A 25310-nucleotide genomic window follows, 5' to 3' on the forward strand; every position below is an offset into this window, starting at 1 on the left:
ATATTCAATTATACTGGTGATTTTAATTTATTCTGAGGCAAACAACGTTTTTTGATTAGCTTTGTTTGAGCTAACAAAATTTTCAGTACCTATGAATTGGATGCGAGCACTAAAAGATGCCAGGACTGCCTATATGGAAAATAATTTTGAAGGTTGTCGCGATTTTGGAGTTCCACGAAAATCATATTCCGACAAAACAGCAAATGGTTTAACTACCTGAATTCTTGATTTCCTGAAATATCACAGGCATTATGCGTGCCGGATCAACACCACGGGCATTCCACGAATCGTAAACGGCATATTGACCTGGACGCCCTGCAATGCGAATCTTGGCGTGGCAGATATTCACGCTGTTATTACCAGTCGCTTTATTGCCATCGAAATAAAGATCGGTACTGATCGGTTGAGCAGGCACCAGGAAAAAGAAAGGCTGCGGGTGGAAGGAGCAGGAGGGGTATACTTTTTTGTGCGGACCATGGAGCAGTTTTACGACTGGTACCAGGAATATTGCAATAGCAATTAGATAGTTTTATTTAACATAATATAAATTATAGGACAAACCGGGCCGCCGGAAATCGGCGCCTGATCCGTTTATCCTATAATTTAATATTATGTCTGCTCCCGGTAGCGGTTTTGTAAGCCCTGTGCCAGGACAACAAAACCAGGGACCGGGATTGCCCTTCGGGTAAATAATTAATCATGTTCTTGTCTCCATAGGCAATTTTTTTTTGCGTTTGTCTGGAAAGAATATCTCCGCCCGTTTTTCCTATAATTAGACATTATGTCTCCGCTGCGCTTCGGGCTGCGCCTAAATAGCCGCTGCGGCTATGCTGTTTGCTTGTAAAATTTTTAGTGGCGCTTTTAAAAATTTACGCCACAAATTTTACGCGCAAAGCCCTGCACAGGCCACGCTGCTTTACAGTTTGATTTAATTTACGTTTCTGCCTGCGCTGATTTTCTTCGGGTAAGTGCATGTTAGCGATAATTAAACGTGACGAAGAAAATAGGCGCTTTGTACACTCCTGATAATCGAAAACCCTATCCGCCTCCTATTTAACATAATGTTATTTGCGCGTATTTATTTATGGACTCGTTTTTTGCAGGATCATCTATTTTATCTGTTTTTGGTTCTTTGTAGTTGCTCATTTTAAGATCGGCTTCTTCATTACTATGTGTAATGATCAGTTTATTCGGTTCTACGGTAACATCTACATATTGACCGGGCTGAAAGCCACAATCGGCCAGCCATTTGCCAATTAAACGTATTTCCGGGTGGTGAGCAACTGTTTCATCGCCCATGTAACAGGTTCTGCTGTATACGATCGTTTTTTCATACACTTTCAGTTTACGTATTTTCCTAATGACGAGGTTGTTTTTCAACATTGCTATGATTGCCATAGGGTTGTTTTAAAAGTTAAAAAATATTATTTTGTATATTAAGCAAAACGGGGAAATTGGAGCGTTCTAAGCTATTGCCACTCCATTGTGTTCTGTTTGTAGTTTTATTCCGCCCCCACCCTCTCTTATCCAAACCAAATGTGCGGCTTCCAGCAGCTTTATTAAACCGGTACAAATGCATATTGCATTTAACCTTAGTCCTACATTACAGGGACTAAGCGCACCTTCTACCAGCGCTTCCCAATCCGCTACCCAACGCTGTAAGCTGTGTTGCCGGAACAACTTTGCAAACACCCGGTACGGATGGCAATATTCTTTTATGGATAAACTACGCGGAAAATCGCCCCAGGGATCCGGCTTGCCCACGCCGCAGCAATAGTCCACCAAGGGCGTCACCAGCTGCACTGCGGGATATTCAAGTTACCCGCCGCATATTTTATCCTGTTTACGGGATATTTTAGCTAACTTTATAGAGCAATTATTTAAGAAATAAAAAACCTAAATTTGAACCTATGACACACTCAAATGCTATGGAGAAAAAGATACACGAAGGACGAAATGTAAAACGTTTCCGGGAAATGCTGGGTATAAAACAAGAAATGTTGGCTTATGAGCTGGGCGACGACTGGAACCAGAAGAAAATATCTATACTGGAAACCAAAGAAACGATTGATGTGCCCCTGCTTCAGCAAATTTCCGCTGCGTTGAAAATACCCGTTGAGGCTTTTCAGAACTTTGATGAGGAACAGGCGGTGAATATTATTTCTAATACTTTTCAAGAAGGATCTGTTGCCAATAATTCTGGTTCCTTGAATTATACTTTTAATCCTCTTGAAAAAGTAATGGAGTTGTTTGAACGTTTACTAGCAAGCGAACGTGAAAAGGTAGAACTGATGAAAGAGATTTTGGAGAAGATGAAATAATTCTCAATCCTCGACCCTATGATTGATACATATCTTCAATATGGCATTTCAAGCGATTTGGCGCAAAAATTAGCTGGGCTTGGCCTACCAAAAACAACCTTTGAAAAAACATCTAAAAAGAATCTTAAAGAAAAATATGGCTTATCCGACAATGAAGTCAATATTGTAAATGACCTAATCCAAAGGAAACCTATAAACAAAGATACCGTTGAAGAGTTATTATATAATTCAAATTATACTTGCTGTATTTGTAAAGGTACAAAGGGAAGTTCTTACATCATTCATCACATAAAGGAGTATTCAATAAGTCAAGATAATAGTTATTTTAATCTTGCTGTTCTTTGTCTTAATGATCATGATTTGGCTCACAAAAAAGGTAAAACGTTGAGCTTGCAGCTTACAGAATCGGACATTCACAAAGCCAAACAGAAATGGGAAAAGCAAGTATATGAACAAAATTTGGAGAAGGCTTGCAGAAATGGCAATATTACTGAGATTGATTTTTTGAATATACCCCGGATATTAGAGCTTTGTGTTGAGCTATTCGGCAATGTCCCGCACACGCAGTATAGTAATGAATTATACTCTAATCATCTAATTCTGAAAAGTGGGGCTTTAAATGATTGTAGAATTAGAGAAATGAATAAGAATCCCGAAACCCCATTAATTTTTTTCGCACCTAACGGTTCTTCAATCCTAAAGCACCATTACTATGAAATATTCAAGGCTTTACTGAATCATTTAAACTTTGTTGATTTAGATCACTTGCTAAATAGAAAATCTTTAAAAAAGGGTATTGTCGGACAATATTGCTATTACATTGGAGGATTGTATAGTAAGCGGCTACCTGATCCAATTACAGAGTCTTCGGAGTTTATGAAATTCTATTTCAAACGAAAACCATTTGTAGTAGAATGGCTTGTAGACCCTAAATATTTTTGTTCAAGCTCTGCAAAATGGCGGACATTACATAGAGGTGTCTATATCATTTTTGGAAAGATTCGAAATGTGAACATTGAATCTATCGAGGGAAAAGATCAAATAATAGTTGATATAAGGCCATATTGCTTCGGTCTTCCCAAAGAGCAAAAAGATAGAACTCCTTCAATTGCATATAGAGAACAATTTGACGATTTTTTTGATGAAGAAGACAATTAGTCTATTTATTGCTGGATAATCAAAGTCTAATATCAAAAGCAATGACAAAGTAAAATAAGCCAGGAAGCGATCAGGCATTATTTTGAGGGTAATTACCCTCTTTTTTTGGTTTATTTCAAATTTATACTTATTTTTGAGGGGTAAATACCCGTGTTTTGTGGATAATTTAAACATCAATTCTTTATTAAGATCCGTTTTTGAAGATCAGCCTTTGCTCGATATAAAGGCGTTGTTCGATCAAAAGCTAAACGATTTTGGCATTACCAAAACCAAAGCGTTAAAGTTGTTAGGTATTGACAAAGATGTTTTTGAGGAGATAATTACCGGCACTGCTAAACAGCCCAATTTAATTCATGTAGTTAAGCTGGCGGAGTTTCTTGAAATCGATATTAATAGCTTTATAAAAGTTGTATTAAACAATCAAAGCATAGACAATATTTCGTCAATTGATAGCGCGCGCAAAGCCACTTTTTTGCTCAAAAATTTTGACGTAAAAACATTAACGAAGCTCGGCTTTTTTCAAAGCAACGATGATGTAGATGCTTTGGTAAAAAAGGTGCTTACCTTTTTTGGCTTCTCCTCAATACAGGAATTTGAAGAACAGTTGGAGGAGCCTTTATACAGCCGAACCAAAAGAAACTTTTCGGATAAGATGAAAGACTTTTGGATTAAATCGGCCTATCAAACTTTTAAGGTGATTAATAATCCAAATGAGTATGACAGAAATCGCTTAAAGGATTTGATTGTAAAAATTAAACCTTATTCGCAAGATATAGAAAACGGGCTTTTTATTGTATGCAGGGCTTTGTATAATGTGGGCGTAACTGTTATTTTCCAAGATTATTTAGCAACTACACAAGTGAGAGGTGGTACGTTTATTGTAAATGGTAAGCCGTGTATTGTATTAACAGACTTCAACAAGAAATATCCTACCATCTGGTTTACCCTGCTGCACGAGCTGCATCACGTTTTATTTGATTTTGAATTTATAGAAACGAACAGGTTTCACCTAACCGGCGATGATGATTTATTCCTGATAGAAGAAAAAGCCAATTCGTTTGCGAGAGATTTTTTTCTTTCTGAAGAAAAATTTCACTATATCAAAAAGTATATCCATAATCCCTACTTGGTTTCGAAGTTTGCAAAGGAGAATGAAATTCATGATTCCATTGTGTATTCATTTTATATCTGGTATCAGGATGAGCTTTATGGGAAAAAATATCATGCTGCGTTCAAGAAATTTTATCCAGTTTATAGCAGTTCTTTAAAGAAGTTGAACCCGGTATCATGGGATGAGGAAAGTATAAAAGTAACCAGCGAGAAAATTAAAGAGATTTTAGAAATTAAGTAACCCCTTTATTATTATGGAGAACAACAAAAAAACAAAAAAACAAGAAGAACTTTCGGAAGCAGATATCGAGCGATTGGAGCTTCTGCAAAAAGCAAACGAAAAAGTAGGCAGACAATTAAGCATCAGTACAGAAGATGGCTCTTTGCACGAAATTGATGAGCTGAAACAACTTATTGGAAAAGAGTTTGAGAATCCCGAAGAGAAGTATAACATCTACTATCGTGGTATAAGAAAGCTCTTAATGGATTACTTGCCCAAGGGTGCAGATTTTAAGGAGGTGAGAGAAATTATCTATGATGAGAAGAATGTTTTTTTGAACTTAGGCAAGCGAAAGTCTGACAACAATGGTATTAGGAAATCAGACGGAAGGATGACCTATCAGCCTGTCATGAACGAAATACTGGATATTGTAATAAGATGGGTGGCTGAATCACAGAATCCATTTGATATTTACCGGGAGTTTTATGAGCTAAATGAGCGGCATGGTTACGGTCATGAAGAATATGATAAGACTACACTGAGCGTTGCCAAAGCTATGAAGATATTAAGTGAAAAGAAATAATATCAAATCAATAGGGTTATTAAGTCGTAGCTAAATGTTACGACTTTTATTTTTCAGCGTCCCGCGTGAGGGATAGCAGCGGATACCCCGCTGAAGCATTTGTGCGGTGGGGTTTGTGGCGGAGTATGAGCGGATAGCCCGGCCCCGGTATGGGGTGTTGTGCGATTTCGATTTATATTTGGTATATGCTGTAATGGGCTGTGTGGGGATATTTAAACTTAGCGGATGCCCCATACCGGGGACACGCCCAAATAAAAAATTAATTAAACAAAGGAATGACAAAGGAAGCGATCAATGAATATTTAGACGAGCTGGAACATTGGCTTTTGAATGCATCCGCAGTGATTTCGGTTGAGGTAAGCAGTACATGGGTCAATCAATTTCCGGAAGAAGCAGCTGTATTTATTTTGAGAGAGGATGATGCAATTGTGTATGTAAGCGAAACGGGTAACTTAAAAAACAAGATGGCTGAATTGGTAAGCGACAACCATTTTGAAGATGATATGAGCGGGTTGCTAAACGATATCATTGCAAAACATTTAAAGCTATCATACCTGTTGGTGGATTTAGGAAGAAAGGAATTGGAAGAAAGAATTTTGGAACGAATCAGTGCTTCTAAGAAAACATATACCAAAGCCGGAAAACAACAGTCGCATAAGAATGCTTATGAAAAATGGACTACGGAGGATGATGAAAAGCTGGAACTACTTTTTTGTGAAGGAAAAACGGTAAAAGAATTATCTGCCATTTTTGAAAGAAATGAGGGATCAATAAATTCAAGGATTAAAAAACTGGAACTAAGAGAAAAGTATGATCGCTAACTACCATTCCCCTACCCTTGCTAAATTTTAAAAGAATAAAAACAAAAAAGAATTACGCGGCTTCGCCGCTAAACAAAGAACCCTGGCCCACCCACCACCCAGATCCATTACCGGGTTACATTATATACTACAGGTCTGGCACATTTTAGCGCACATTGTCAAGGATCAGGGCGTGCCCCCGGTAAGAAAAACTACGGCTCCTACCCTCGCCTTGTTTTCTAGCCGGGGCCGGACTATCCGCTGAATCCAAGATAATTAATATTCTAAAAAGTTACCAAATATTGGTAACTTTACTAAAAAAGAGAAAGTTATGGGACGCAATACCTCTGTATCATTGGGCGATTACTTCGAAAATTTCGTAGAGCACAGCATTGCCGACGGTAGGTACAAAAATGCAAGCGAAGTAATTCGGGCAGGACTTCGGCTGCTCGAAGAGGAAGAAAACAAGATGCGGGCCTTGAAAAACGCTATTCAGGAAGGCATTAACAGCGGGATAGCTAAAAAATTTGATGCAAAAAAGCATTTAGCCAACTTAAAATCTGCTAAGAGAAAAGATGGCTAAATATGTATTGACGAATAAGGCGGTTGAAGACCTTACCCGGATTTGGAATTATACTTATGAAGTGTGGTCGGAAAACCAGGCGGATAAGTACTATGAGCTACTTATTTCGGCCTTTGAGGAAGTAGCAGAAAGCCCTGCGTTGGGTAAAAGCTATGCAGCGCTGTCAAAAGAAATATTGGGTTTTAAAGTAGGTAAGCACATTGTATTTTACAGAACCCTGGCACTAAAAGAAGTGGAGGTTGTAAGGGCGCTGCATGCAAGAATGGATTTGAATAATAGAATGAGAGAATAGTCGCTGCCAATTTTCGAGGCACGCAAAGTAAAAAGAATATCGATGACCAGCTTCCCCACTAACGCCAGGCCCACCACCGCCCATAAATACTGTGGGTTTTCAGATACATTATTTTTCATGAGAACCTGTCCTCTGCCCTGCGGGTAAATAATCAATCACGGTTGCGCCTCTTATTGATTCGCTATTTTATTATACGCGTTCAGGCACTCGTCAAGCGGTTTTCCCTGGTTATAAATGCAATCGCAAAATGCTTCGCAGGCCTTTGGATTTCTATTGCCGGGACATCCGTTGGTGCATTCCTCCGGGGAATTGCCCGGCCGGATATCATATATATACAGGTTTGTGATGATTACCGCTGCTATCATGCCAACAACAAACCCGAAAAACAGGAAGGGGAATTTATTGCTCAGCGGTTTTTTCCTTGCAGGACGATCGTTCTCTTTACCTTGTTTGAATTGTAACAGGTATTTTAACCGGTCATAGTCCCACCATAACAAATAAATATTGCCAAGCAGGAATATGGTCGTTATGCGGGTACCCTCGAACCGGACGGCATAAGTAAGGACACAAATGTTCAGGATAATGGGAAAATACGACAATGCCCCCAGGAATGCTGTTCTTGGAATGAGCAATAAAACGCCGATTACTAACTGCGAAATCCCGATAAATGTATAGTAGTATTCGGTGTGATACAAGGCTTCCAGGTAATGCCCCATTGGGTTGTTGACGGATAAGCCGGCGGCAAACCGTTCTCCCCTGATTTTTACAATGCCTGATATAAAGAATGCCAGCGCCAGTACGATGCGGCAGAAAACAGCAAAGTAATAAAACCATTTGTTCCCTTTTGCTTCATCATACAGATGGGTAAGCCTGCCTGCTTTGCTCATAAAATAAAAGTTGCGTTGCCGGTTACGAATAATCTTGTGCTCTACTTTGCCTGTTGCTTTTCCCTATGTACTCTGCATTCTGTTTACTTGTATTAAAAAGCACTTTGAACTACAAAGTTCAAAAAAATAACTCATCCTCCAAAAATTATTTTTAAGGCGTTCTTTTTCCCGCAGACTCCCGGTATTATCAGATTTATGAAGAAAAACGGCCGCCACCGCCCCATTGCAATGTGCCGGTGACCGATAAAGAGGATGGCCTGGCTTTAACCGGCAGGCCCCTGCCCGGTCCATCGAGAAGCATTTTTAAGAGAATTAAAAAATGTTACCTGCTCCCCCTCTATCGGGTCGACTGCCTTTTTATGTTTGCCGGAAATAATTAGCTCCGGAGATGTTGAAATATCTTATGCAGGATTTTATTCCGGAGAATGATCATTTTTTCAATGATCCAAGGTGTTGATACCTGTTGATGAGCAAACCGGTGGGCGTTGTCTTTGAGTCTATAAAAGCAAGTTCGCGGGCATCAATACCGTTTGCCAATAAGCGTTTACCACTGCCCAGCAGAACCGGGTAAGTGATGAGTACCACTTCGTCTGCCAGTCCCTGGTCGAGCAATACAGAGGTTAATGTTGAACTTCCCACAACAATCAGATCGGGGCCGTCCGTTGATTTGAGATCACGGATCGCAGCTACTATTTCTCCTCCCAATCCTTTTACCGGCCCCCATTCCAGGCTCTCGGGCCGGTGGGTGACGATGTATTTTGTTGCAGCATTTATCGCACTGGCCATTGGAAAATCCCCGGCATTGGGCCAAAAGCCGCTAAATATATCGTAGGTGTGGCGGGCAAGCAGCAGGTCGAAATCAGGCCCATAAGCCTCCAGGAGGGCTGCCGCCCCGGCCGGGCTTCGGTAGGGCGTTGTCCAGGCTCCATAGGTATAGTCTCCGTCATGCTCGATTACGCCATCCAGCGAGATGTGTTCAAAAATCCGGATCTTTCTCATTTTATTTCTTTTTAATTATTGTTCAAAGTTAAAAAGGATGAGGACCTCCGGTAAGGTGCGATCATGACAACATAAGGGTGGTTTTAGCCCGGCACGGGAAACCGCACCAATAGGGCCATGATCGCGCCCGCACATAAAACAGGTGGCAAAGACTGCGTATAAAAAGGTAAATGCCCAGGCATCCGCCCCTATTCCTTCTCCACTTTTACGATTTTGGAGTAGGTTACGGTACTATCAAGATCCTGCTGGGCTACCCGGATAAAAGCGATACTGCTTTGTTCTTCTCTTAATGCTGCGTTTTGCTTGAACATAAATTGCAGGTCTGCTACCCCCGTAAGATCCGGGCTTTCGGCTGTGGGAATGGTTTCTAAATTAACACAGGTGCTAAAGGCCCGGTCAAATGTGGTCCAGTGGGTATTGCCCCATTGGGTTACCGCTACCAGGGCTTTCACAGACGATTCTACATCTGTATTGCCGCAATAGAATCTTGAAAAGTTGCCGGTGCCCTTATGTGCCTTTACCCGGTAGATGGCACCGGCGGCAGGAAAATTAATGGTTGTAAACCCATTGCCGGTCAGCGCCCCCTGAACGGCAGGATCGTTCTTCTGTTCCCACTCAATAGAATATCCGGCACCTTGTCCCGGGAACTGGATAGACGTGGTACCGGCCGGGAGCTTGCTTAAGTCCCATTCCGTTATAAACCAGTCTGCCGGAGCCTGGGCCCGCGCTTTGGCGGCGATCATTAAAAGAAAAAAAAGGTAGCAAAGGTCAGCGTGCGTTTTGTTGCGTTCATTTATAGAGGTTTAAGGCTTATAAATATAGGAATTGCATTTTATAACGCTATGAAAAGCACTGGCGCTGTTTGCTAACCAGGGCATGCATATACTGTTGAAACAAATGCTTCGAACGACAGCAGAAGGCGTTGACGCTTGACCTCGCCACTGTTTAACGATTGTTCTTTTTGAACGTTTTGTCCAGCTCAACGGCTTCCCGTATCAGCTTTTGCAGGGCTTTGACGTTGATCTCTTCGGCCGATTGATAGATCCTGTAATAAATTTGCTTGTTGGTTCCGTGCTCCAGGTAATGGGCTTCATCCTTTAACCGGTTGCCAAACCAAAAGGCAAACATCACTCCGCTTTTCAAACCCCCGCGGGGAACCGCAGCCGGATAGATCAGTAATATGGATCGGTTGCCATAGAAAAACGGAACATTGTAGGATAACTTTTCTTTGCCGTAGCCATTCAAGGTGTCAATGGCGATCTGGCGCAACACATCCAGCAGCAGGGCCTGGTCTGCCGGGAGGAAGGCAAACAGCTCGATCAATGAGCGAAATTTTATCTTCGGTTTTTCCATTTCCCGGTTGTCATATAACCCCGTAAAAATAAAAAAATTTATGCGGGCGCTTGCCCGTTACCGATAAATATTTACCTTTTGGGACATCATGCAGGTATGCAATGAATATAAATGAAATAAAATGAGAAAGCTAATCGGAGCGATCAATATGACACTGGACGGCTATTGCGATCATACAGCAATCATTCCGGATGATGACCTGCATCAGCATTACGCTGACCTGTTGCGGAGCGCAGGTGTTACGCTCTATGGGCGGATCACTTATCAATTGATGGAATATTGGCCCACGGTGGTAAAGAACCCTACGGGTAACCAGGCTACAGACGATTTTGCGCTGATCATGGACAGGATTCCGAAAATCGTCTTTTCCCACACGCTGAAACGTGTTGACTGGGAAAGCGCCCGATTGGCAAAAGGTTCCCTGGAAGAAGAAGTTGCTGCGCTCAAACAAGCTCCCGATGGGGAAAAAGACATTTTAGTGGGCAGCCGGAGTCTGATCGTTGCCTTGCTGAATCTTAACCTGATCGACGAGTTCCAGTTGACCATCCACCCGGTTGTGGCAGGAAGCGGTTTGCCCTTATTTAATAATATCAGCGACAGAACAATGTTTAAGCTTCTGCATACAAAAACCTTTGGCTCCGGTGCAATAACGCTTTACTATGCCCCGGTAAAAAATGGCGATTAACAGGATGCTCCCGTCAGCCCTGTTTCGCCCCTTTATACGTGCCGCCCCCTTTACGATATTGGAAGAGATGCGCTCAATAATGATAGAGCTGTTCTCTTATCTAAAAGATCATCGACTTTCATATAGTAGCCCCATCTTCCCGGTAGCTGATCTGACCGATCGTCAGAGAAAATCATTAAAGGGCTCTTAAGCTTATATTTGTACCTATGCAGGATAATACCCGGCGTTTTAGCAACCGCGTAGAAGACTATGTAAAGTACCGGCCCCACTACCCGCCGGAGATCTTAACGATGCTGGAGCAGCAAAAATTGCTGTATCCCGGTGTTGCCATCGCAGATATCGGATCCGGAACAGGGATCTCTGCCGGGCTATTTCTTCAAAACGGGTATGCAGTCTGGGGTGTGGAGCCTAACCGGGAAATGCGGCTAAAAAGTGAAGTACTCCTCCGGGCTTACCCCCATTTCAAAACCGTGGAGGGCACTGCAGAAGCTACCACCCTGCCAGGCAACAGTATTGATCTTATTATAGCCGGGCAGGCTTTCCACTGGTTTCACCGGGAGGAATGCCGCAGGGAATTTAAGCGGATCTTAAAGCCGGGCGGGACCGTTGCGCTGATCTGGAATGAACGATTGACGGACACTGCGTTTGAAAAGGATTATGAACAGCTTATTATCCGCCACGGGAACCAATACCGGAAAGTGGACCACCGGAATATCGGCAATGCTGCTATAGAAGAATTCTTTTTCCCTCAACCGGTAACGCTGACGGTTTTCGACAACCAGCAGGTTTTTAATTATGAAGCGCTGGAAGGCCGCTTGCTTTCATCCTCCTACATGCCTGCCAAAACAGATCCGGGATACCCGCAAATGGCCGCAGCGCTCCAAACGCTGTTTGAACAATTCCAGGACAACGGTCATGTTACGCTTCACTATGCCACCAAACTGTACCTGGGACAGCTTACCTAAACCACCCGTCCCATAAAGGGATCCGTAATGCTTTCGGTGATGGTCTCAACCCGGCCGGCATACCGCTTTTCAAAACGGATGTTTCCCTTTATCCTGATGCTGAAGTCGTACCAGCCCCTGCTTTTGGAAAGGTTAAGAACCAGGTTCTGACTCCCGTTTACCTGTTTACTGATTGTATTGTTTTTATAAGCATTGTCTACGATATCGACAGTCACGGGTGCAGCGCTACTGAATTGTACGATCACATTCCCCGTTGGCTGGTTCCGGTTCATTTCATAAGCGCAGGTTACTTTCAGCGGGGGATCCTGCCTGCCTCCCCTGAATTCGCGGAAAAAGCCGTTGGGCCCATGCAACCGCAAATGATAATTCCCGTTTTCGAATGCTTTTACCGGCCACTCATACTCCAGGCTATCGCCGGCTTTTACGGCAAATGACCAGTTGCGGCAAATATCCGCCGCTTCCGCGCCGTCCGCAAAAGCAGCCGGTGCATAGGCCGTAAATGGTGCGCCCTGGGCCCTTTGCCCAAACACTGCCGCTCCTGCCTTCAGGGAAACAACCAGCGCGTCCTTAGCATCCGAAAGATTACCATCCACGTACAACTCATATGGGAGTGGTAAAGAAGGACGGGTCCCCTTCTCCTGCTGCGGCATAAAGGGAAGATCGCCCAATCCTTTAATAGCCTGCCGGGCATCCTCGCCAGACAAACGGTGAAAGCCGCCCGGTTCTTTCCGGAACTGCGCGTTATAAATACTTTCTACAAATGCGTTCCTTTTCAGGAACGGCAGCGGTTGTACCGGCTTACCATCAAACGGACTGAAAGCCGCCGTGAGGTCCCCGCTGATCGTCCTGCGCCATTCGCTGATGTTATCGATCCGGATCTTCTTATTGAATTTCTGATTCAGGAATGTTTCCAGGAATTGCAGGGTAGACGTATGCTCAAATACCTGGGAGCATACCTTTCCGCCGCGGCTCCAGGGCGATGCGATGACCATCGGAACCCTGAAACCCAGCCCCACCGGGGCTTCCCGGGCCTGCTTCTCAGGGATACCCTGCTTCAGCTCGTATTCCATCCTTACATGTTCCACCTCGGTGTCGATACCGGCGCTGCATTTCCCGGTTCCCGGTTTTTTAAGATCGGCTATGGAAAAAGGAGGCACATGGTCGTAATAACCATCATTTTCATCATAGGTCAAAATAAATATAGTCTTCTTCCAGACTTCCGGATTTTTGGTGAGGATGTCCAGGATCTCCGAAATATACCAGGCGCCGTACCAGGGTGCACTGGGGTGGTCCGAAAAGTTTTGCGGGCCTGCCAGCCAGGAAACCGTGGGAAGCCGGCCTTCATCCACATCCTTGCGGAACTGGAATAATAAGTCGCCCGAGGGCACTGTCATCATGCGCTCCGCACCGCCTTCACTGTACTTCAGCTCCGACACCGAGCGATATCCCGCATCATTCCTGTTATTCACAAATGCATTAAAAAACAGCTCCTTTTCCTTTTCGGTCAGCTTTTCAAAATTGGCCCGGCTCCACTGCGCCAGCTCAGCCCGGGCATTGTCCAGGGCTGCCTGCTTTTTACCCAGCGCCGCTTTTATTTTCGTTGACGCGTCTTCGCTGGAGGGACTTTCTTCCTGTAGCCGGTTGATCTCCCCCGGCAGGGTCTCCACCAGTTGTTTTAATCCCTCAATATACCTGGGAGTATATTTTACATTATAGGCTTTGAAGAATTCCAGCAGGTTACATCCAAAGTTCGATAGCCATGCCCGCTCCTCTCCTTTGTACCCCCCTCCACATGAAATATCATTCTGATAGAATTTCCAGTTGATATCGTTCGCTGTAAGTAATTCCGGAAAGGTCTTCCAGCTCATTTTGGCATGGGCAAAATTGTCATTACGGATATTGTCCCGGGGATACCCGTCATCCGTATCACGGATCGTTCCGGTCCAGAAAAAAGAGCGGTTGGGTGTAGTACTGGTCATAGCCGAGCAAAAATTCTGATCACAAACCGTAAAAGCATCTGCCAGTGCATAATTGAACGGAAGGTCCTCCCGGGTATAAAACCCCATGGTCAGCGGCATTGCTGCGTATTTTTTATTACCGGCCTTTTTGGCTGGCAGCCAGCGGTCATATTTCCCGTTATTGAACGCATCTACCTGACTGGGACGGGAATGCGGAAGGGCGCCCATCCAGGTGGCCTTCGTCTCCTTTATATTGAGCCGGAACGGGGCATAGCTATCCCCTTTCTCGTTGGTCTGGAACCATACCGGCTTTTGGTCCGGCAGCGTAATAGCCCGGGGATCATTAAAGCCACGCACGCCCTGCAGGGTGCCGAAACAATGATCAAAGGAACGGTTTTCCTGCATAAGGATTACGATATGCTCGGCATCTAAAAAAGTACTTCCCGGCTTCGGATCAATAGACAGGGCCTTTAAAAGCGCATCCGGAACAGCAGCCCTGATACCCGCAGCCCCGGATAATAACATGGATTTTTTTAGGAAGACACGTCTGTTATCCATTCAATCGTTTTTATAAATGATAAAAAAGTACCCGTCAAATATAATTTAAGAGACCACTGAAGACTCATTAAAAGATCGTTAACCGGTCTTATGACTATTTCGACGGTAGAAAATTAAGAAAGTTTAAACAAAAGAAATGGAAATAAACAAAAAAAAAGCATTTGCTATTCGGAATAATGGGGAAATGTGAAAGTGTGAAAATGGAGAATATCAACAATGCTTCAGGTCGGATCAGACGTTGTGCTTTGAAACCTTGAGCCCGCCCATGATCTGTGAGCCGTGAAATACCGCTCTAACGTTGAACCTCAAATAAGCACATCTTCTGTAAAGGGTTCTTCCTTTTGAGTATCCCGCTTTAAAGCATTGGACCGGATACTGACATTGATCTCAAACCCGACGAGCAGGATCAGCGAGTTGATAAATATATAAACAAGCACCAATAATACGGTTCCAAGTGAGCCGTACAGTTTGTTGAAGCTGCCAAAACTGCCTACCCACCAGGAAAAACCCAGGGCCAGGATGGTCATCAGCACGGCAGCCAGCACAGAGCCGGGAGTGATCCAGGTCCATTTTTTATGTACAGAAGGCACAGCCCTGTAGATATAGGAAACAATGGTTAAAAATAAGATCACGATCAGGATCCATCGTGTACTGCTGATGAGATTTATGAGCCATTGCTGCTCGATCCCAAACCATTCCAGCACATTGCCCTGTGCAGCCAGTAAAGCCACACAAAGGATGAACAGGAAATCCAGCACGAGCGTTACCCGCAGCGCGTTACCTCTTTTTTGCAGCCCTTTCCGCTTTATAAAACCGGGAAGATTCTTGTCGAAAGAGCGCATCAATCCCATAATGGCATTGGACGAGAAAAAAAGCGATAACAGGATCCCCACAGAAAGCAGGTCTGTCCGCTGTCCTTCAAAAATATTATTGACAAATTCAAGGATGGGCATATGGTACCGGGGATCCGGAACGATCCCTTTTATGATCTCCATGATCTCCTCTTTGAAACGGATCTTCACCGGGAGCTGTCCCAGGATGATCGGGAACAACGTAAACAAAAAGATCAGCGTGGGCGGTATCGCCATAAAAAAATTATAAGAGATCGCCGAAGCCCGCTCGATGATATTATCATCCTGGATCTGTTTCCTGAACCCTTTGAATGTATCCAGCACAGAAACCTGCTCAAACCCCGGTATGGCCGTGGTTTCTCCTTTATGCCGCAGCCAGCTTACCCGCCGGGAGCCCTTAATACGGTTGGCGATATTTTTTATAGGACTCATGGAGCTGCGCGAAGACTGTCTCTTTTTCTGATCTGGGTATCCAGGGCCTGCTGATACAGTTTTGCATACTTTGTATGATCCTGGTAATTGCTGGTAAAAATATGCGATCCGTCAAAATTACTGCTGGCCACAAAATACAGATAATCTGTTTTGGGGGCATTGAGTACCGAATCGATGGTGGCCTGCTGGGGCGTACAGATGGGACCGGGCGGCAGCCCTTTATTCTTATAGGTATTATAGGGTGATGCTACGGCCAGGTGACCAAAAAGAATGCGTTTGATCCCGAAATCTTTCAATGCGAACTTGACAGTGGGGTCCGCCTGCAACGGCATTCCTTTCGCTATCCGGTTCATATAGGTGCTGGCTATCTTGGGCTTATCGGCCGCCTTGTTTGTTTCCTCATCTATAATAGAAGCAAGCGTAATAACCTGCAGCTGGGTAAGCCCCTGCGCTGCGGCTTTCTGCTGCCGGCCGGGGGTCCAGAATTTCTTATACGCGTCAAAAAATTTATCAAAGATGGCCCGGGGTGTGGTATTCCACCGGATCTCGTAGCTCAGCGGCAACACTGCGGCCATTACCGTATTACTATCAAGATTATAAACACCCAGCGAATCATTGCTACCCAGGAACCGGATCGTTTCTGAAGAATCACATTCAAAGGCCCTGCCGATCCGGCCGGCCAACGCCTCACGGGTCCGGATCTTTGTAACCACAAAATCCACCGGTGTCTGGTTCCCGTTCTTCAGCATGCGTACCAGGGACACAATTGCAGTTCCCGCTGCAACCCGGTATTTGCCGGGTTTGACCACTTTGTATCCCAGCGCCTTTGAGGCCAGGTTGAACCAGCTGATCCCGGAAAGGATGTTTTTTTCAACCAGCTGTTGCTTCAACTGTTCCATTGTAGTACCTGTTTTTACATACAGGAATCCTTTCTCTGTCTGATGCGTGGCCGGCCCCAGGAATTTAAATGTGATAAAGCCCAGCAGCACCAGCAAAATGAGCAGGATATACGGAAACTTTTTTTTCTTGTTTGCCATTATTTAATAATTCAGTTTTTTGATCCGGGATATATGAATATGTTTAACCAGTTTGTCTTCCTGTTTTTACCGGATCTATTGCTCGTTCTGTTTCAGGTAACTGATCTCCACTACCTCCCTGGTGGTATCGGTCACCCTGAAACGATGATCAATGCGGTGTCCGATGACCCAGAGGATCTTCTGCTGCATTTCCAGTACCCATACTTTTTCCTTCCCCGTAGCGGTCAGCTTCTGATCGATCAGGAAGCGGGCTACTTTCTTTTTTTTGACCATTCCCAGCGGATAAAAATAATCCCCGGTCCTCCAGGGGCGAAGCTGGATGGGGAATTGCACTTGACGCGCATCCAGCCAGACTGTTGCGGCCGTTGCAGGGATAGAGCCAGTATTTTCCTTTAACCGGAAGTGGAGTGTTCCCTCATCAAAAAAGTAAGTACCGGGTTGCTCAATAAGGATCCGCGACCGCTCCGATGGCGCCAGCGGGGCAATGATCAGGTGCTTCCGGTCGCGGATCACGCGGTGGGTTGCGGACGCGGTGAACCGGCCGGAATCCGATCCCGTCAGGGCAAACACTTCCGGAAGCTGCCCTGCACTAAAGCCATAATCCTTGATGATCTCGAACAGAACAGTGAGTGGTGCCACTGTTTTTAACAGCAATAACACGGGAATAAATAGCTCATTACCCTTTTGGGTCACCAGTTTTTTACGATACTGCATCACAGATTGCTGGTACAGGGCGTTGATCTCCCGGAAACGCTGCACATTATGTACCAGGTTCTGTTCCGCTTCGGGGTAAACGGACGCTATCTCCGGCAACAGGCGGTTACGGATAAAGTTCCGGGTATAGTCGTCCTTAAGATTGGAAGCATCCTGTACAAAAGAAAGCGACTGATCCTGCAGGAACTGCTCCAGCGCTGTCCTTTTGGCAAATAACAGGGGACGCACCAATGCACCGTTTTTTTCTTTAATACCGGTGAGCCCATTGATACCCGTTCCCCGGAAAAAATTCATCAGCAGGGTCTCAATATTGTCATTGGCATGGTGTGCCGTAAGTATATAATCGAACCCCTCCTTTTTCCTGATCTCCTCAAACCATTGGTAACGGAGCTCCCGGGCTGCTTCCTGTATCGACAACCGGTTAACCGTGGCAAATTCGCTGGTGTTGAAACGGATGCTGTAAAAAGGTACCGCCCAGTTTTCAGCAAGTGCCTTTACAAATTCCTCATCCCTGTCGCTGGCCGCTCCTCTTAACTGGAAATTGCAATGTGCTACTCCAAAATCAAACGATGCCTCCTTACAAAGCTGGCCCAGTACCACCGAGTCTACGCCGCCACTTACGGCCAGGAGTAAACGGTCTTTTGCGGTAAAAAGATGCCCCTGATATATATACTTTAAAAAACGGGTTAACAGATCCATTACTATTTTTTAAAATTCGAGGTATTCGCAGGCAGCCCTCAGTTCATTGTATGCGTGCTGTTCTCCCAGTTTCTGAGCAATTTCCATTCCCTTTTTATAAACAGCAATTGCTCCCGGCTCATCTCCGCAACGCTCCTGCAATTTGCCAAGATGGTAGTAACTGCCCACATAATCCGGGTCCTTTTCCAGGATCGATTTGAACAGGGCCGCTGCTTTTCCGTCATCGCCTGCTTTTACGTATTCAAGGGCCAGTGCATGGTTCAGGAACCCGTCATCTCCGTTCTCCCGCAACAAGGCTTCCAATTTTTCGATCCGGTTCATTGTGGACATTTTTTTTAAGTATCCTATACATAATTATCTTACAACAGTTATCTTTGTTTGGTTGCATAAACAACTTTCATATATAAAACAAGTGATACCATAATGAAGATATTAGTTTGTATTAGTAAGACGCCTGATACCACGGCAAAAATAGCCTTCACGGATAATAATACGAAATTTGATGCAGCTGGTGTTCAATGGATCATCAATCCCAATGATGAATATTACGCCCTGGTGCGTGCTATTGAATTAAAGGAGGCTGATCCGGCCGCAACAATCCATCTTATTAATGTTGGCGGTGCAGATGCGGATGCCATCATCCGTAAGGCGCTGGCCCTTGGTGGTGATGAAGCCATCCGGGTGAATGCTGAAAACCCCGACAGTTTCGGCATCGCATCACAGATAGCACAGGTAGCAAAAGAAAATAACTACGATCTCATCTTCCTGGGAAAAGAGACCATCGATTATAATGGCAGTTCTGTAGGCGGGATGGTAGCCGAGCTCCTGGACCTCCCCTACATTTCTCTGGCTACAAAATTTGAACTAAGCGGAACAACGGCAACCGTAACCCGCGAAATAGAGGGCGGCGAAGAAGTATGCGAGGTTTCCCTGCCGGTGGTCATCAGCTGCAACAAAGGGATGGCAGAGCAAAGGATCCCCAATATGCGGGGTATTATGGCGGCACGTACCAAACCCCTGAAAGTGGTAGAACCGGTAGCGGCGGATATCCTTACCGAAATAGCTGCATTCAGTCTGCCACCCGCAAAAGCAGGGGTTAAACTGGTGGATGCAGATAATGTGCAGGAACTGGTACGCCTGTTGCACGAGGAAGCAAAAGTGATCTAAGCAAATAATTTCCGGTTTATCATTTATGGTTTGTGGTGAAGACCATAAACGACCAATAAAAAACAATAAACTTAAAAATGTCTGTTTTAATATTTATCGATATCAATGAAGAAGGGGCCGTAAAAAAAACATCCCTTGAAGTGTTGACTTATGGTGCCCGGCTGGCCCGGCAATTAGGTGTGGCTGCCGAAGGCCTGGTGCTGGCTCCCGTAAAGGAAGAGCTGCAGGCCCTTGGAAAATACGGCGTTCAAACCATCCACCAGGTTCAAAACGATGCCCTGGCACATTTTGATGCACAAACCTATACAAAAGCGATCGCACAGGTAGCAGAAAAGACCGGGGCCACCGTACTTGTTTTTTCCAATAATACGGATGGAAAGGCGCTGGCTCCCCGGTTGTCGGCCCGTTTAAAGGCAGGCCTGGTATCCGGAGCAGTAGCCCTGCCGGAAACCGGCGATAGTTTTATTGTGAGGAAATCTGTTTTTTCAGGTAAAGCATTTGCAGATATAAAAGTCATAACTCCATTAAAAATCATTACACTAAACCCAAATTCATTCAATATTGAAGAAGGTGAAGGAGTAGCAATAGTTGCTCCTGCGGAAGTTACAGTGGATGCCCCAAGGGTGAAAACGATAAGTGTAAACCGCCAGTCATCAGAAGTACCTCTTGCCGAGGCGGCATTGGTTGTAAGCGGCGGACGTGGCATGAAGGGGCCAGAGAACTGGGGCATCCTGGAAGACCTGGCCAAAGCATTGAATGCAGCGCTGGCCTGCAGCCGGCCCGTGGCGGATGCACATTGGCGGCCTCACAATGAGCACGTTGGTCAAACCGGTGGTGCCATCGCTCCCAATCTTTACCTGGCGGTAGGTATCTCCGGCGCTATCCAGCATCTTGCCGGTGTAAACCGTAGCAAAGTGATCGTTGTGATCAATAAGGACCCCGAAGCGCCTTTCTTCAAGGCAGCTGACTATGGCATTGTAGGCGACCTCTTTGAAGTAGTGCCTAAATTGACAGAGGCCGTAAAACAATTAAAAGGATAATGTAAAAGGCCGGGAAAAAACCCCGGCCTTTTTTATGCAAAAACCGGAACGCCTGCATCATGTCCGTAAAACGGACATGAAATATGTAATAATAATGCTGTTAGTTTGCGGCTGTACAGCAGCCCTGGCCCAGGATACAGCAGATCTTAAACGCCCATCTTATCTAAATCTTTATTCGATACCAAATCCCGATATTATTGACACATCGTCAATTAGAAAGTTTAATGAGAATTTTTATATAGCTAAAGCCCGACAGGATCGCATGCCCGTACTATTGCCCTACGGAGCCGGTAAAAAAATGCTGAATGTGGGGAAAGGTATGGGCAAGACCGACCGTATGCCTAATTTATGGAACAAGCCCGGCAGGGACAGCAATACGGGGAATCAGCCTTTTTATATCCGCCCCCTGTATTACTACCCGGCACCTTTGCTGTCTGCCCGCCCGGAGCCTCCCTATATCCCGGCTTATAAAATGAAAAGTACAAAACCTGCATACCAGGCTGGCAGGCCTTGATACAGGGCCGGCCCGCACTCATTTTTAATGGCAGCCTTTATAGCGCCCCCCTGTTACCCGGCCCGGATCCGGGCCGGGTGTACCCCTGTTTTTAAAGAACCGGTTTATTAATGAGAACATAAAAATCGGTATCTTCCGTGATGGATGTGATCTTTTGTAACTTCAATTATTTAAACCCACTTTATGATCTTTAACCTGCGATCGGGGCTTGCTGCTATCGGACTAACCTTCATCACCCAAACCCTGTTTGCCCAGGACCTGCTCATGTCCACCCTTTCAAAGGAGCTGCAAAGGGAATTTGAGCAATTAAAGAAGGCCGATGACCGCCTGTACTATATGAGCTACCGGGTCGATGATATCACCACTTATAATATCCGTACTTCTTTTGGTGCCGTTACGGGTATTGATTCATCCCGGTACCGGGTATTTTCTCCCTCCATAAGGCTGGGCAGCTATAAGCTGGACAATACCCATAACGTTGGCTTCGGCCAGTTTCCCGGCGGGATCCCGGTGGTGGATGATGCGGATATCATTACCCTTGCCATCTGGAAAAACACAGACAATGCTTATAAAAACGCGGTACAGGCTTATGAGCAGATCCTTACCAATAAAAAAGTAAAAGCGGCGGAGGAAGATTCGGCAGCAGACTTTTCCCCGGCTGCAAAAGTTGTTTATTACGATCCTCCCCTGCGTTATGCCGCCCTGCGCCCCGATGTGGAAAAGCTCACTAAAAACCTGGTGGCCTACTCCGCGCTGTTAAAGAATAACCCGGATCTGCTGATGGGGATTGCCAATATCGAATTTAAAATAGTGCGCAAATATTTTACCGATACCGACGGCTCCTCGATCATCGAAAACGGCACCAGCGCCTGGCAATCCGTGTACAGCCTCACAAAGGCCGATGACGGGATGGAGCTCCCCCTCTTCCGGATGTATTACGCCTACGAACCCTCAGGGCTTCCTTCAAAGGATAGTGTGCTGAAAGATGTAAAGGAAATGAGCACGAAGCTGACCGCACTCCGTTCTGCCCCCGTAGCCGATCCTTTTGTAGGCCCTGCGATCTTATCCGGGCGGGCATCAGGGGTATTTTTTCATGAGATCTTCGGGCACCGCCTGGAAGGCAAACGGATGAAAAGCGATTTTGACGGGCATACCTTCAAGAACAAGATCGGATCCCCGGTATTGCCTGCCTTCCTGAGCATTACGCTGGACCCGACGGTAAAACAGGTTGGCAAAACGGAAGTGAATGGATTTTACCGGTATGATGACGAAGGTGTTGCTGCACAAAAAGTAGATGTGGTAGAAGCGGGTATCCTGCGCAGCTTTTTAATGACCCGCACGCCTATTAACGGCTCCAGCGGCTCCAACGGGCATGCCCGCACAGCCCCGGGCGGAATACCCGAAAGCCGGCAAAGTAACCTGATCGTTAAAGCTTCGGCTTCGGAAACGGCAGCTCAGTTGAAGGAACTGCTGCGCACAGAGGCCAAAAAACAGGGACACGAATATGGTTATTATTTTGAGGATGTGCAGGGAGGTTTCACCAGCATCGGGCGTACCATGCCCAATGCATTTAACGTAATGCCGGTCGAAGTATACAAGATCTTTGCAGATGGGCGACCAGACCAGCTGGTAAGAGGTGTTGACCTGATCGGTACCCCTTTGTCTATGTTTCGCAGGATCATTGCAGCCGATGATACCATGGAGACCTTTAATGGCATGTGCGGATCCAGCTCCGGTTGGGTACCTGTTTCCGCATCGTCCCCGGCGATCTTTGTAGACCTGATCGAAACCCAAAAGAAAAGTAAATCCAACGAACGGCTGCCGGTATTGCCCCGGCCGGATCTTGACAGGACCGCCCGGTAGTAAACTGATATACGCCATCCATTAAAACGAACCGATGTTAAAGAAATTATTATTGTACACCTGTTCTTTTATGCTTACCCTGGCGGTGAGCAGCCAGGAACTGCGCGACAACTTTTATGTAAAAGTGCTTTCAGAAGAATTGAACCGCAATATACAACGGCTCAGTCTTCCGGACCTGGGCAAGCCGTTCCTCATCAGCTATAAATTAAGGAACATGGTTTCGCAAACTATACGGGCCGAAAGAGGCCGCATCGTTACCCCGTTTCCCGGGCCTGCAGCAACCAAAACGGCTTCTGTAAAGTTGCTGGTGGGCGATTATCACCGGAATTTTGACTACCTCTTTGATGACGGATCCTACATCATGCTGCCGGATGAAAATAATTCAGACGAGCTGCGCAGGTTGCTTTGGCTGGAAACCGACCGGGCCTATAAAGCAACTGCACAGCAATACAATGCCACTATGGCCGCATTAAAAAGGGTAACGGTAGATCAGAAGGAGCTCGACCTGGATGATCTTACAAAGATCCATACCGGGGTAAAGGACTTCGGGAGCCTTCCGGTAGTGACTGCTGCCAGTACCGAACATTGGAGCCCGCTGCTGCAGAAGCTTTCAGCGATGTTTGTGAGCTACCCGCAGATCACCAGTTCTTCCTGTTATCTGACCATCAACCATGCGGAAGAATACCTCGTATCCAGCGAAGGCGCCGTTATCCGCCGGCCGGTTTCGCAGGTCGTACTGACCATTGCCGCTTCAATGCCGGGTAATGATGGAAGCAATATCTTTGAAACCTATAACGACTATGTAACCCGTTTGGATGAGCTGCCCGATTATAAAATACTGGAGGATACCACCAGGGCATTGATCCGCAGGATGCTGGAGCGGGACAAAGCTCCTAAATTTGAAGGGTCTTACCTGGGCCCTGTTCTATTTGAAGGGGAAGCACTGGCCAATCTTATTTCCGGATTTTTCCGGTATAGCCTGGGCGTCAACCGCAAATCCATCCTGTACCCCGATAACAATACCACTTTTTATGAGGACAAGATCGGGCAAAAACTGATCGCGTCCGGTTTAACACTGACCGCATTGCCGCATTTAAAAACATATGACGGACGGCATACTACGGGGGCCTTTGATGTCGACTACAATGGTGTAGTGCCACCGGACACCCTGGAGCTGATCCGGGAAGGCGTTTTAAAAAGTTTGCTGAACGGAAGAACCCCCACCCGGAAATTCGAAGCGCCCGGCGGATTTGCATTTGGTGAACGGACCTACAGCGCCGGTGTACTCCGGCTTACCGCAGATACCGTTGCCCCCATAAACGACATGAAAAAAGAACTGGTAAAAGCCGCTAAAGAAGAAGGGCTACCCTATGCCTATATTGTACGCGATGTAAATGTGAGCTATGGCCAGGCGCCTTACCTGTACCGCATTGACACTGCCACCCTCAGGGAAGAAATGCTTACCGGTTTTAAATTTACCAGTTTGAATATGCGCAGCCTGCGCCGCTTTATCATAGCTGCGGATCAGATGCATTTATGGAACCAACCCCTTTATTCGGTGATCTGCCCGCAAAGCATGGTCATCGGGGAAATAGAACTGGAAGCAGAAAACAGCGTGGTAAAAGCCAAACCCATTATCGTCAGCAACCCGCTGCTGGATAAAAAGCCCGGAAAAACCAAACAACAAAAAAAGCATTGAGGAAACATCAGGATCGGGATTGCAGATTAAAAAATTGAGCGGTCTGCAATAAGTGACCAGTTCAGCAGCTGGCTAAAAATCAAGAGCAGGTACCCGGTTCTCCTATAATACAAAAAGCCGTCTGCTAAAGACGGCTTTTCCTTTATTCTTAAAAAATATTACCATTTTTCTACTTCCTCATGACTGCCGGAAGCAGGAGCATCGTTCTGAGGAGCAGGGGTATTGATCTCCTCTGCCGGCGCCGGTGCTTCAGTAATAACTGGTGTGGGATCCGCATCTTCTTCTGGCGGAGCCGGTGTTTCAGCAGGCGCAGTAACAGGGGCCGGCTGATAAGCAACAGGTCCACCCTCGTCATCGTAATCTTCATGATTGAAAGCATCAAAATTAAAATCAGGCATCAGATCTGTTTTTACATAGTCGATCGCCTCATTCAATGCTTTCAGGAACTTGTTAAAATCCTCTTTATACAAGAACACTTTATGCCGGTCATATCCATTGTCGTCAAAGCGCTTGCGGCTTTCTGTAATGGTCAGGTAATAATCATTTCCCTTGGTAGACCTTACATCAAAAAAATAGGTCCTTCTTTTTCCGGCACGGAGTCTCTTGCTATAGATGCTCTCCAATTTTCGATCGTTATGCTCGTTCTCCACGTGTTTCTTTTTTAATAAGTAGAAAGATTAAGATACAAACAAATATATGTATGTTTTCAATAAAAATTAAATTTATTGAAGTTTTAGCATTTTTTTTTAAACAATTTTTATATACCTACAATCAGCTATTTATGGCCGAAATTGTAGCAAGATCATCCCAAAGTATTCTATG

General features: G+C 45.4%; 27 protein-coding genes. 15 read left to right on the forward strand and 12 right to left on the reverse strand.

All coding sequences use genetic code 11. The features are described 5' to 3' along the window. The first annotated feature begins 301 nt into the window (after positions 1-301). Entirely contained in the window at positions 302-523 is a 222-nt protein-coding gene (locus BLS44_RS18105) for a hypothetical protein (protein ID WP_143019832.1), read from the forward strand. 530 nt (positions 524-1053) lie between these two features. Here the strand turns inward: BLS44_RS18105 and BLS44_RS18110 are convergent. After that, complete coding sequence (locus tag BLS44_RS18110) at positions 1054-1398, reverse strand: SymE family type I addiction module toxin (RefSeq protein WP_090391640.1); 345 nt, start codon at positions 1396-1398, stop codon at positions 1054-1056. 66 nt (positions 1399-1464) lie between these two features. Continuing rightward, a complete protein-coding gene (locus BLS44_RS26280) occupies positions 1465-1803 on the reverse strand; it encodes a hypothetical protein (protein ID WP_143019833.1) in 339 nt (112 codons plus the stop codon). Between the two features lie 107 nt (positions 1804-1910). On the opposite strand from BLS44_RS26280, the gene BLS44_RS18120 reads away from it, so the two are divergent. From BLS44_RS18120 to BLS44_RS18155, 7 genes are all read left to right on the forward strand, one after another. Beyond that, complete coding sequence (locus BLS44_RS18120; protein ID WP_218127777.1) at positions 1911-2321, forward strand: helix-turn-helix domain-containing protein; 411 nt, start codon at positions 1911-1913, stop codon at positions 2319-2321. Between the two features lie 18 nt (positions 2322-2339). Then, the gene (locus BLS44_RS18125) at positions 2340-3479 is read left to right on the forward strand and encodes an HNH endonuclease signature motif containing protein (RefSeq protein ID WP_090391643.1); all 1140 of its coding nucleotides are present in this window, start codon (positions 2340-2342) and stop codon (positions 3477-3479) included. Positions 3480-3636: 157 nt separating this feature from the next. Then, positions 3637-4830, forward strand: a complete 1194-nt coding sequence (locus BLS44_RS18130; protein ID WP_090391717.1) for an ImmA/IrrE family metallo-endopeptidase — start codon at positions 3637-3639, stop codon at positions 4828-4830. Positions 4831-4843: 13 nt separating this feature from the next. Further along, positions 4844-5392, forward strand: a complete 549-nt coding sequence (locus tag BLS44_RS18135) for a hypothetical protein (protein ID WP_090391644.1) — start codon at positions 4844-4846, stop codon at positions 5390-5392. A gap of 275 nt (positions 5393-5667) precedes the next feature. Next, the gene (locus BLS44_RS18145; protein WP_090391646.1) at positions 5668-6213 is read left to right on the forward strand and encodes a hypothetical protein; all 546 of its coding nucleotides are present in this window, start codon (positions 5668-5670) and stop codon (positions 6211-6213) included. A gap of 310 nt (positions 6214-6523) precedes the next feature. Continuing rightward, positions 6524-6775 (forward strand): type II toxin-antitoxin system ParD family antitoxin, encoded by a 252-nt coding sequence (locus BLS44_RS18150; RefSeq protein ID WP_090391647.1) that lies wholly within the window; start codon positions 6524-6526, stop codon positions 6773-6775. Further along, the gene (locus BLS44_RS18155; protein ID WP_090391648.1) at positions 6768-7067 is read left to right on the forward strand and encodes a type II toxin-antitoxin system RelE/ParE family toxin; all 300 of its coding nucleotides are present in this window, start codon (positions 6768-6770) and stop codon (positions 7065-7067) included. Before BLS44_RS18150 ends, BLS44_RS18155 begins: the two co-directional genes overlap by 8 nt. Positions 7068-7237: 170 nt before the next feature. On the opposite strand, the gene BLS44_RS18160 is transcribed toward BLS44_RS18155, so the two are convergent. From BLS44_RS18160 to BLS44_RS18175, 4 genes are all read right to left on the reverse strand, one after another. Further along, positions 7238-7954 (reverse strand): hypothetical protein, encoded by a 717-nt coding sequence (locus BLS44_RS18160; protein WP_090391649.1) that lies wholly within the window; start codon positions 7952-7954, stop codon positions 7238-7240. Between the two features lie 429 nt (positions 7955-8383). Continuing rightward, on the reverse strand, positions 8384-8953 hold the full coding sequence (locus BLS44_RS18165; RefSeq protein WP_090391650.1) for a dihydrofolate reductase family protein: 570 nt from the start codon (positions 8951-8953) through the stop codon (positions 8384-8386). A gap of 188 nt (positions 8954-9141) precedes the next feature. Further along, complete coding sequence (locus BLS44_RS18170) at positions 9142-9696, reverse strand: hypothetical protein (protein ID WP_090391651.1); 555 nt, start codon at positions 9694-9696, stop codon at positions 9142-9144. Positions 9697-9898: 202 nt separating this feature from the next. Continuing rightward, positions 9899-10306, reverse strand: a complete 408-nt coding sequence (locus tag BLS44_RS18175; protein WP_090391652.1) for a DUF1801 domain-containing protein — start codon at positions 10304-10306, stop codon at positions 9899-9901. Between the two features lie 121 nt (positions 10307-10427). On the opposite strand from BLS44_RS18175, the gene BLS44_RS18180 reads away from it, so the two are divergent. Both BLS44_RS18180 and BLS44_RS18185 read left to right on the forward strand, forming a co-directional pair. Then, on the forward strand, positions 10428-10991 hold the full coding sequence (locus BLS44_RS18180) for a dihydrofolate reductase family protein (protein WP_090391653.1): 564 nt from the start codon (positions 10428-10430) through the stop codon (positions 10989-10991). A gap of 206 nt (positions 10992-11197) precedes the next feature. Further along, positions 11198-11956, forward strand: coding sequence for a class I SAM-dependent methyltransferase (locus BLS44_RS18185; protein WP_090391654.1), 759 nt, complete (start codon positions 11198-11200; stop codon positions 11954-11956). Here BLS44_RS18185 and BLS44_RS18190 read toward each other — a convergent pair. The 5 genes from BLS44_RS18190 to BLS44_RS18210 all read right to left on the reverse strand — a co-directional run bounded on the left by BLS44_RS18190 (position 11953) and on the right by BLS44_RS18210 (position 18526). Continuing rightward, positions 11953-14472 carry a phosphocholine-specific phospholipase C gene (locus BLS44_RS18190; protein WP_090391655.1) on the reverse strand — a complete coding sequence of 840 codons (2520 nt, stop codon included), beginning with the start codon at positions 14470-14472 and terminating at the stop codon, positions 11953-11955. The genes BLS44_RS18185 and BLS44_RS18190 overlap by 4 nt on opposite strands. A 305-nt stretch (positions 14473-14777) precedes the next feature. After that, on the reverse strand, positions 14778-15755 hold the full coding sequence (locus tag BLS44_RS18195) for a YihY/virulence factor BrkB family protein (RefSeq protein WP_090391656.1): 978 nt from the start codon (positions 15753-15755) through the stop codon (positions 14778-14780). Further along, positions 15752-16792 carry an endolytic transglycosylase MltG gene (gene mltG / locus BLS44_RS18200; protein ID WP_090391657.1) on the reverse strand — a complete coding sequence of 347 codons (1041 nt, stop codon included), beginning with the start codon at positions 16790-16792 and terminating at the stop codon, positions 15752-15754. The genes BLS44_RS18195 and mltG overlap by 4 nt, the downstream gene beginning before the upstream one ends. A gap of 75 nt (positions 16793-16867) precedes the next feature. Then, positions 16868-18205, reverse strand: a complete 1338-nt coding sequence (gene tilS, locus BLS44_RS18205; protein WP_090391658.1) for a tRNA lysidine(34) synthetase TilS — start codon at positions 18203-18205, stop codon at positions 16868-16870. Between the two features lie 9 nt (positions 18206-18214). Continuing rightward, positions 18215-18526: a tetratricopeptide repeat protein gene (locus tag BLS44_RS18210; RefSeq protein WP_090391718.1), complete on the reverse strand. Its 312-nt coding sequence runs from the start codon at positions 18524-18526 to the stop codon at positions 18215-18217. 102 nt (positions 18527-18628) lie between these two features. Here BLS44_RS18210 and BLS44_RS18215 point away from each other — a divergent pair, with 102 nt between their 5' ends. The 5 genes from BLS44_RS18215 (at position 18629) to BLS44_RS18235 (ending at position 24488) form a co-directional block, all read left to right on the forward strand. Next, a complete protein-coding gene (locus BLS44_RS18215) occupies positions 18629-19372 on the forward strand; it encodes an electron transfer flavoprotein subunit beta/FixA family protein (protein ID WP_090391659.1) in 744 nt (247 codons plus the stop codon). A gap of 77 nt (positions 19373-19449) precedes the next feature. Further along, on the forward strand, positions 19450-20412 hold the full coding sequence (locus BLS44_RS18220) for an electron transfer flavoprotein subunit alpha/FixB family protein (RefSeq protein ID WP_090391660.1): 963 nt from the start codon (positions 19450-19452) through the stop codon (positions 20410-20412). 262 nt (positions 20413-20674) lie between these two features. After that, positions 20675-20926 carry a hypothetical protein gene (locus tag BLS44_RS26285; protein ID WP_143019834.1) on the forward strand — a complete coding sequence of 84 codons (252 nt, stop codon included), beginning with the start codon at positions 20675-20677 and terminating at the stop codon, positions 20924-20926. A 183-nt stretch (positions 20927-21109) separates the two neighbouring features. Then, on the forward strand, positions 21110-22789 hold the full coding sequence (locus tag BLS44_RS18230) for a TldD/PmbA family protein (protein WP_090391662.1): 1680 nt from the start codon (positions 21110-21112) through the stop codon (positions 22787-22789). A gap of 34 nt (positions 22790-22823) precedes the next feature. Beyond that, positions 22824-24488, forward strand: a complete 1665-nt coding sequence (locus BLS44_RS18235; protein ID WP_090391663.1) for a metallopeptidase TldD-related protein — start codon at positions 22824-22826, stop codon at positions 24486-24488. 158 nt (positions 24489-24646) lie between these two features. Here the strand turns inward: BLS44_RS18235 and BLS44_RS18240 are convergent, their stop codons facing one another. Next, entirely contained in the window at positions 24647-25138 is a 492-nt protein-coding gene (locus BLS44_RS18240; RefSeq protein ID WP_090391664.1) for a DUF3276 family protein, read from the reverse strand. Positions 25139-25310: the final 172 nt, after the last annotated feature.

It is taken from the genome of Niabella drilacis (genome assembly GCF_900101395.1).
Classification (GTDB): domain Bacteria; phylum Bacteroidota; class Bacteroidia; order Chitinophagales; family Chitinophagaceae; genus Niabella; species Niabella drilacis.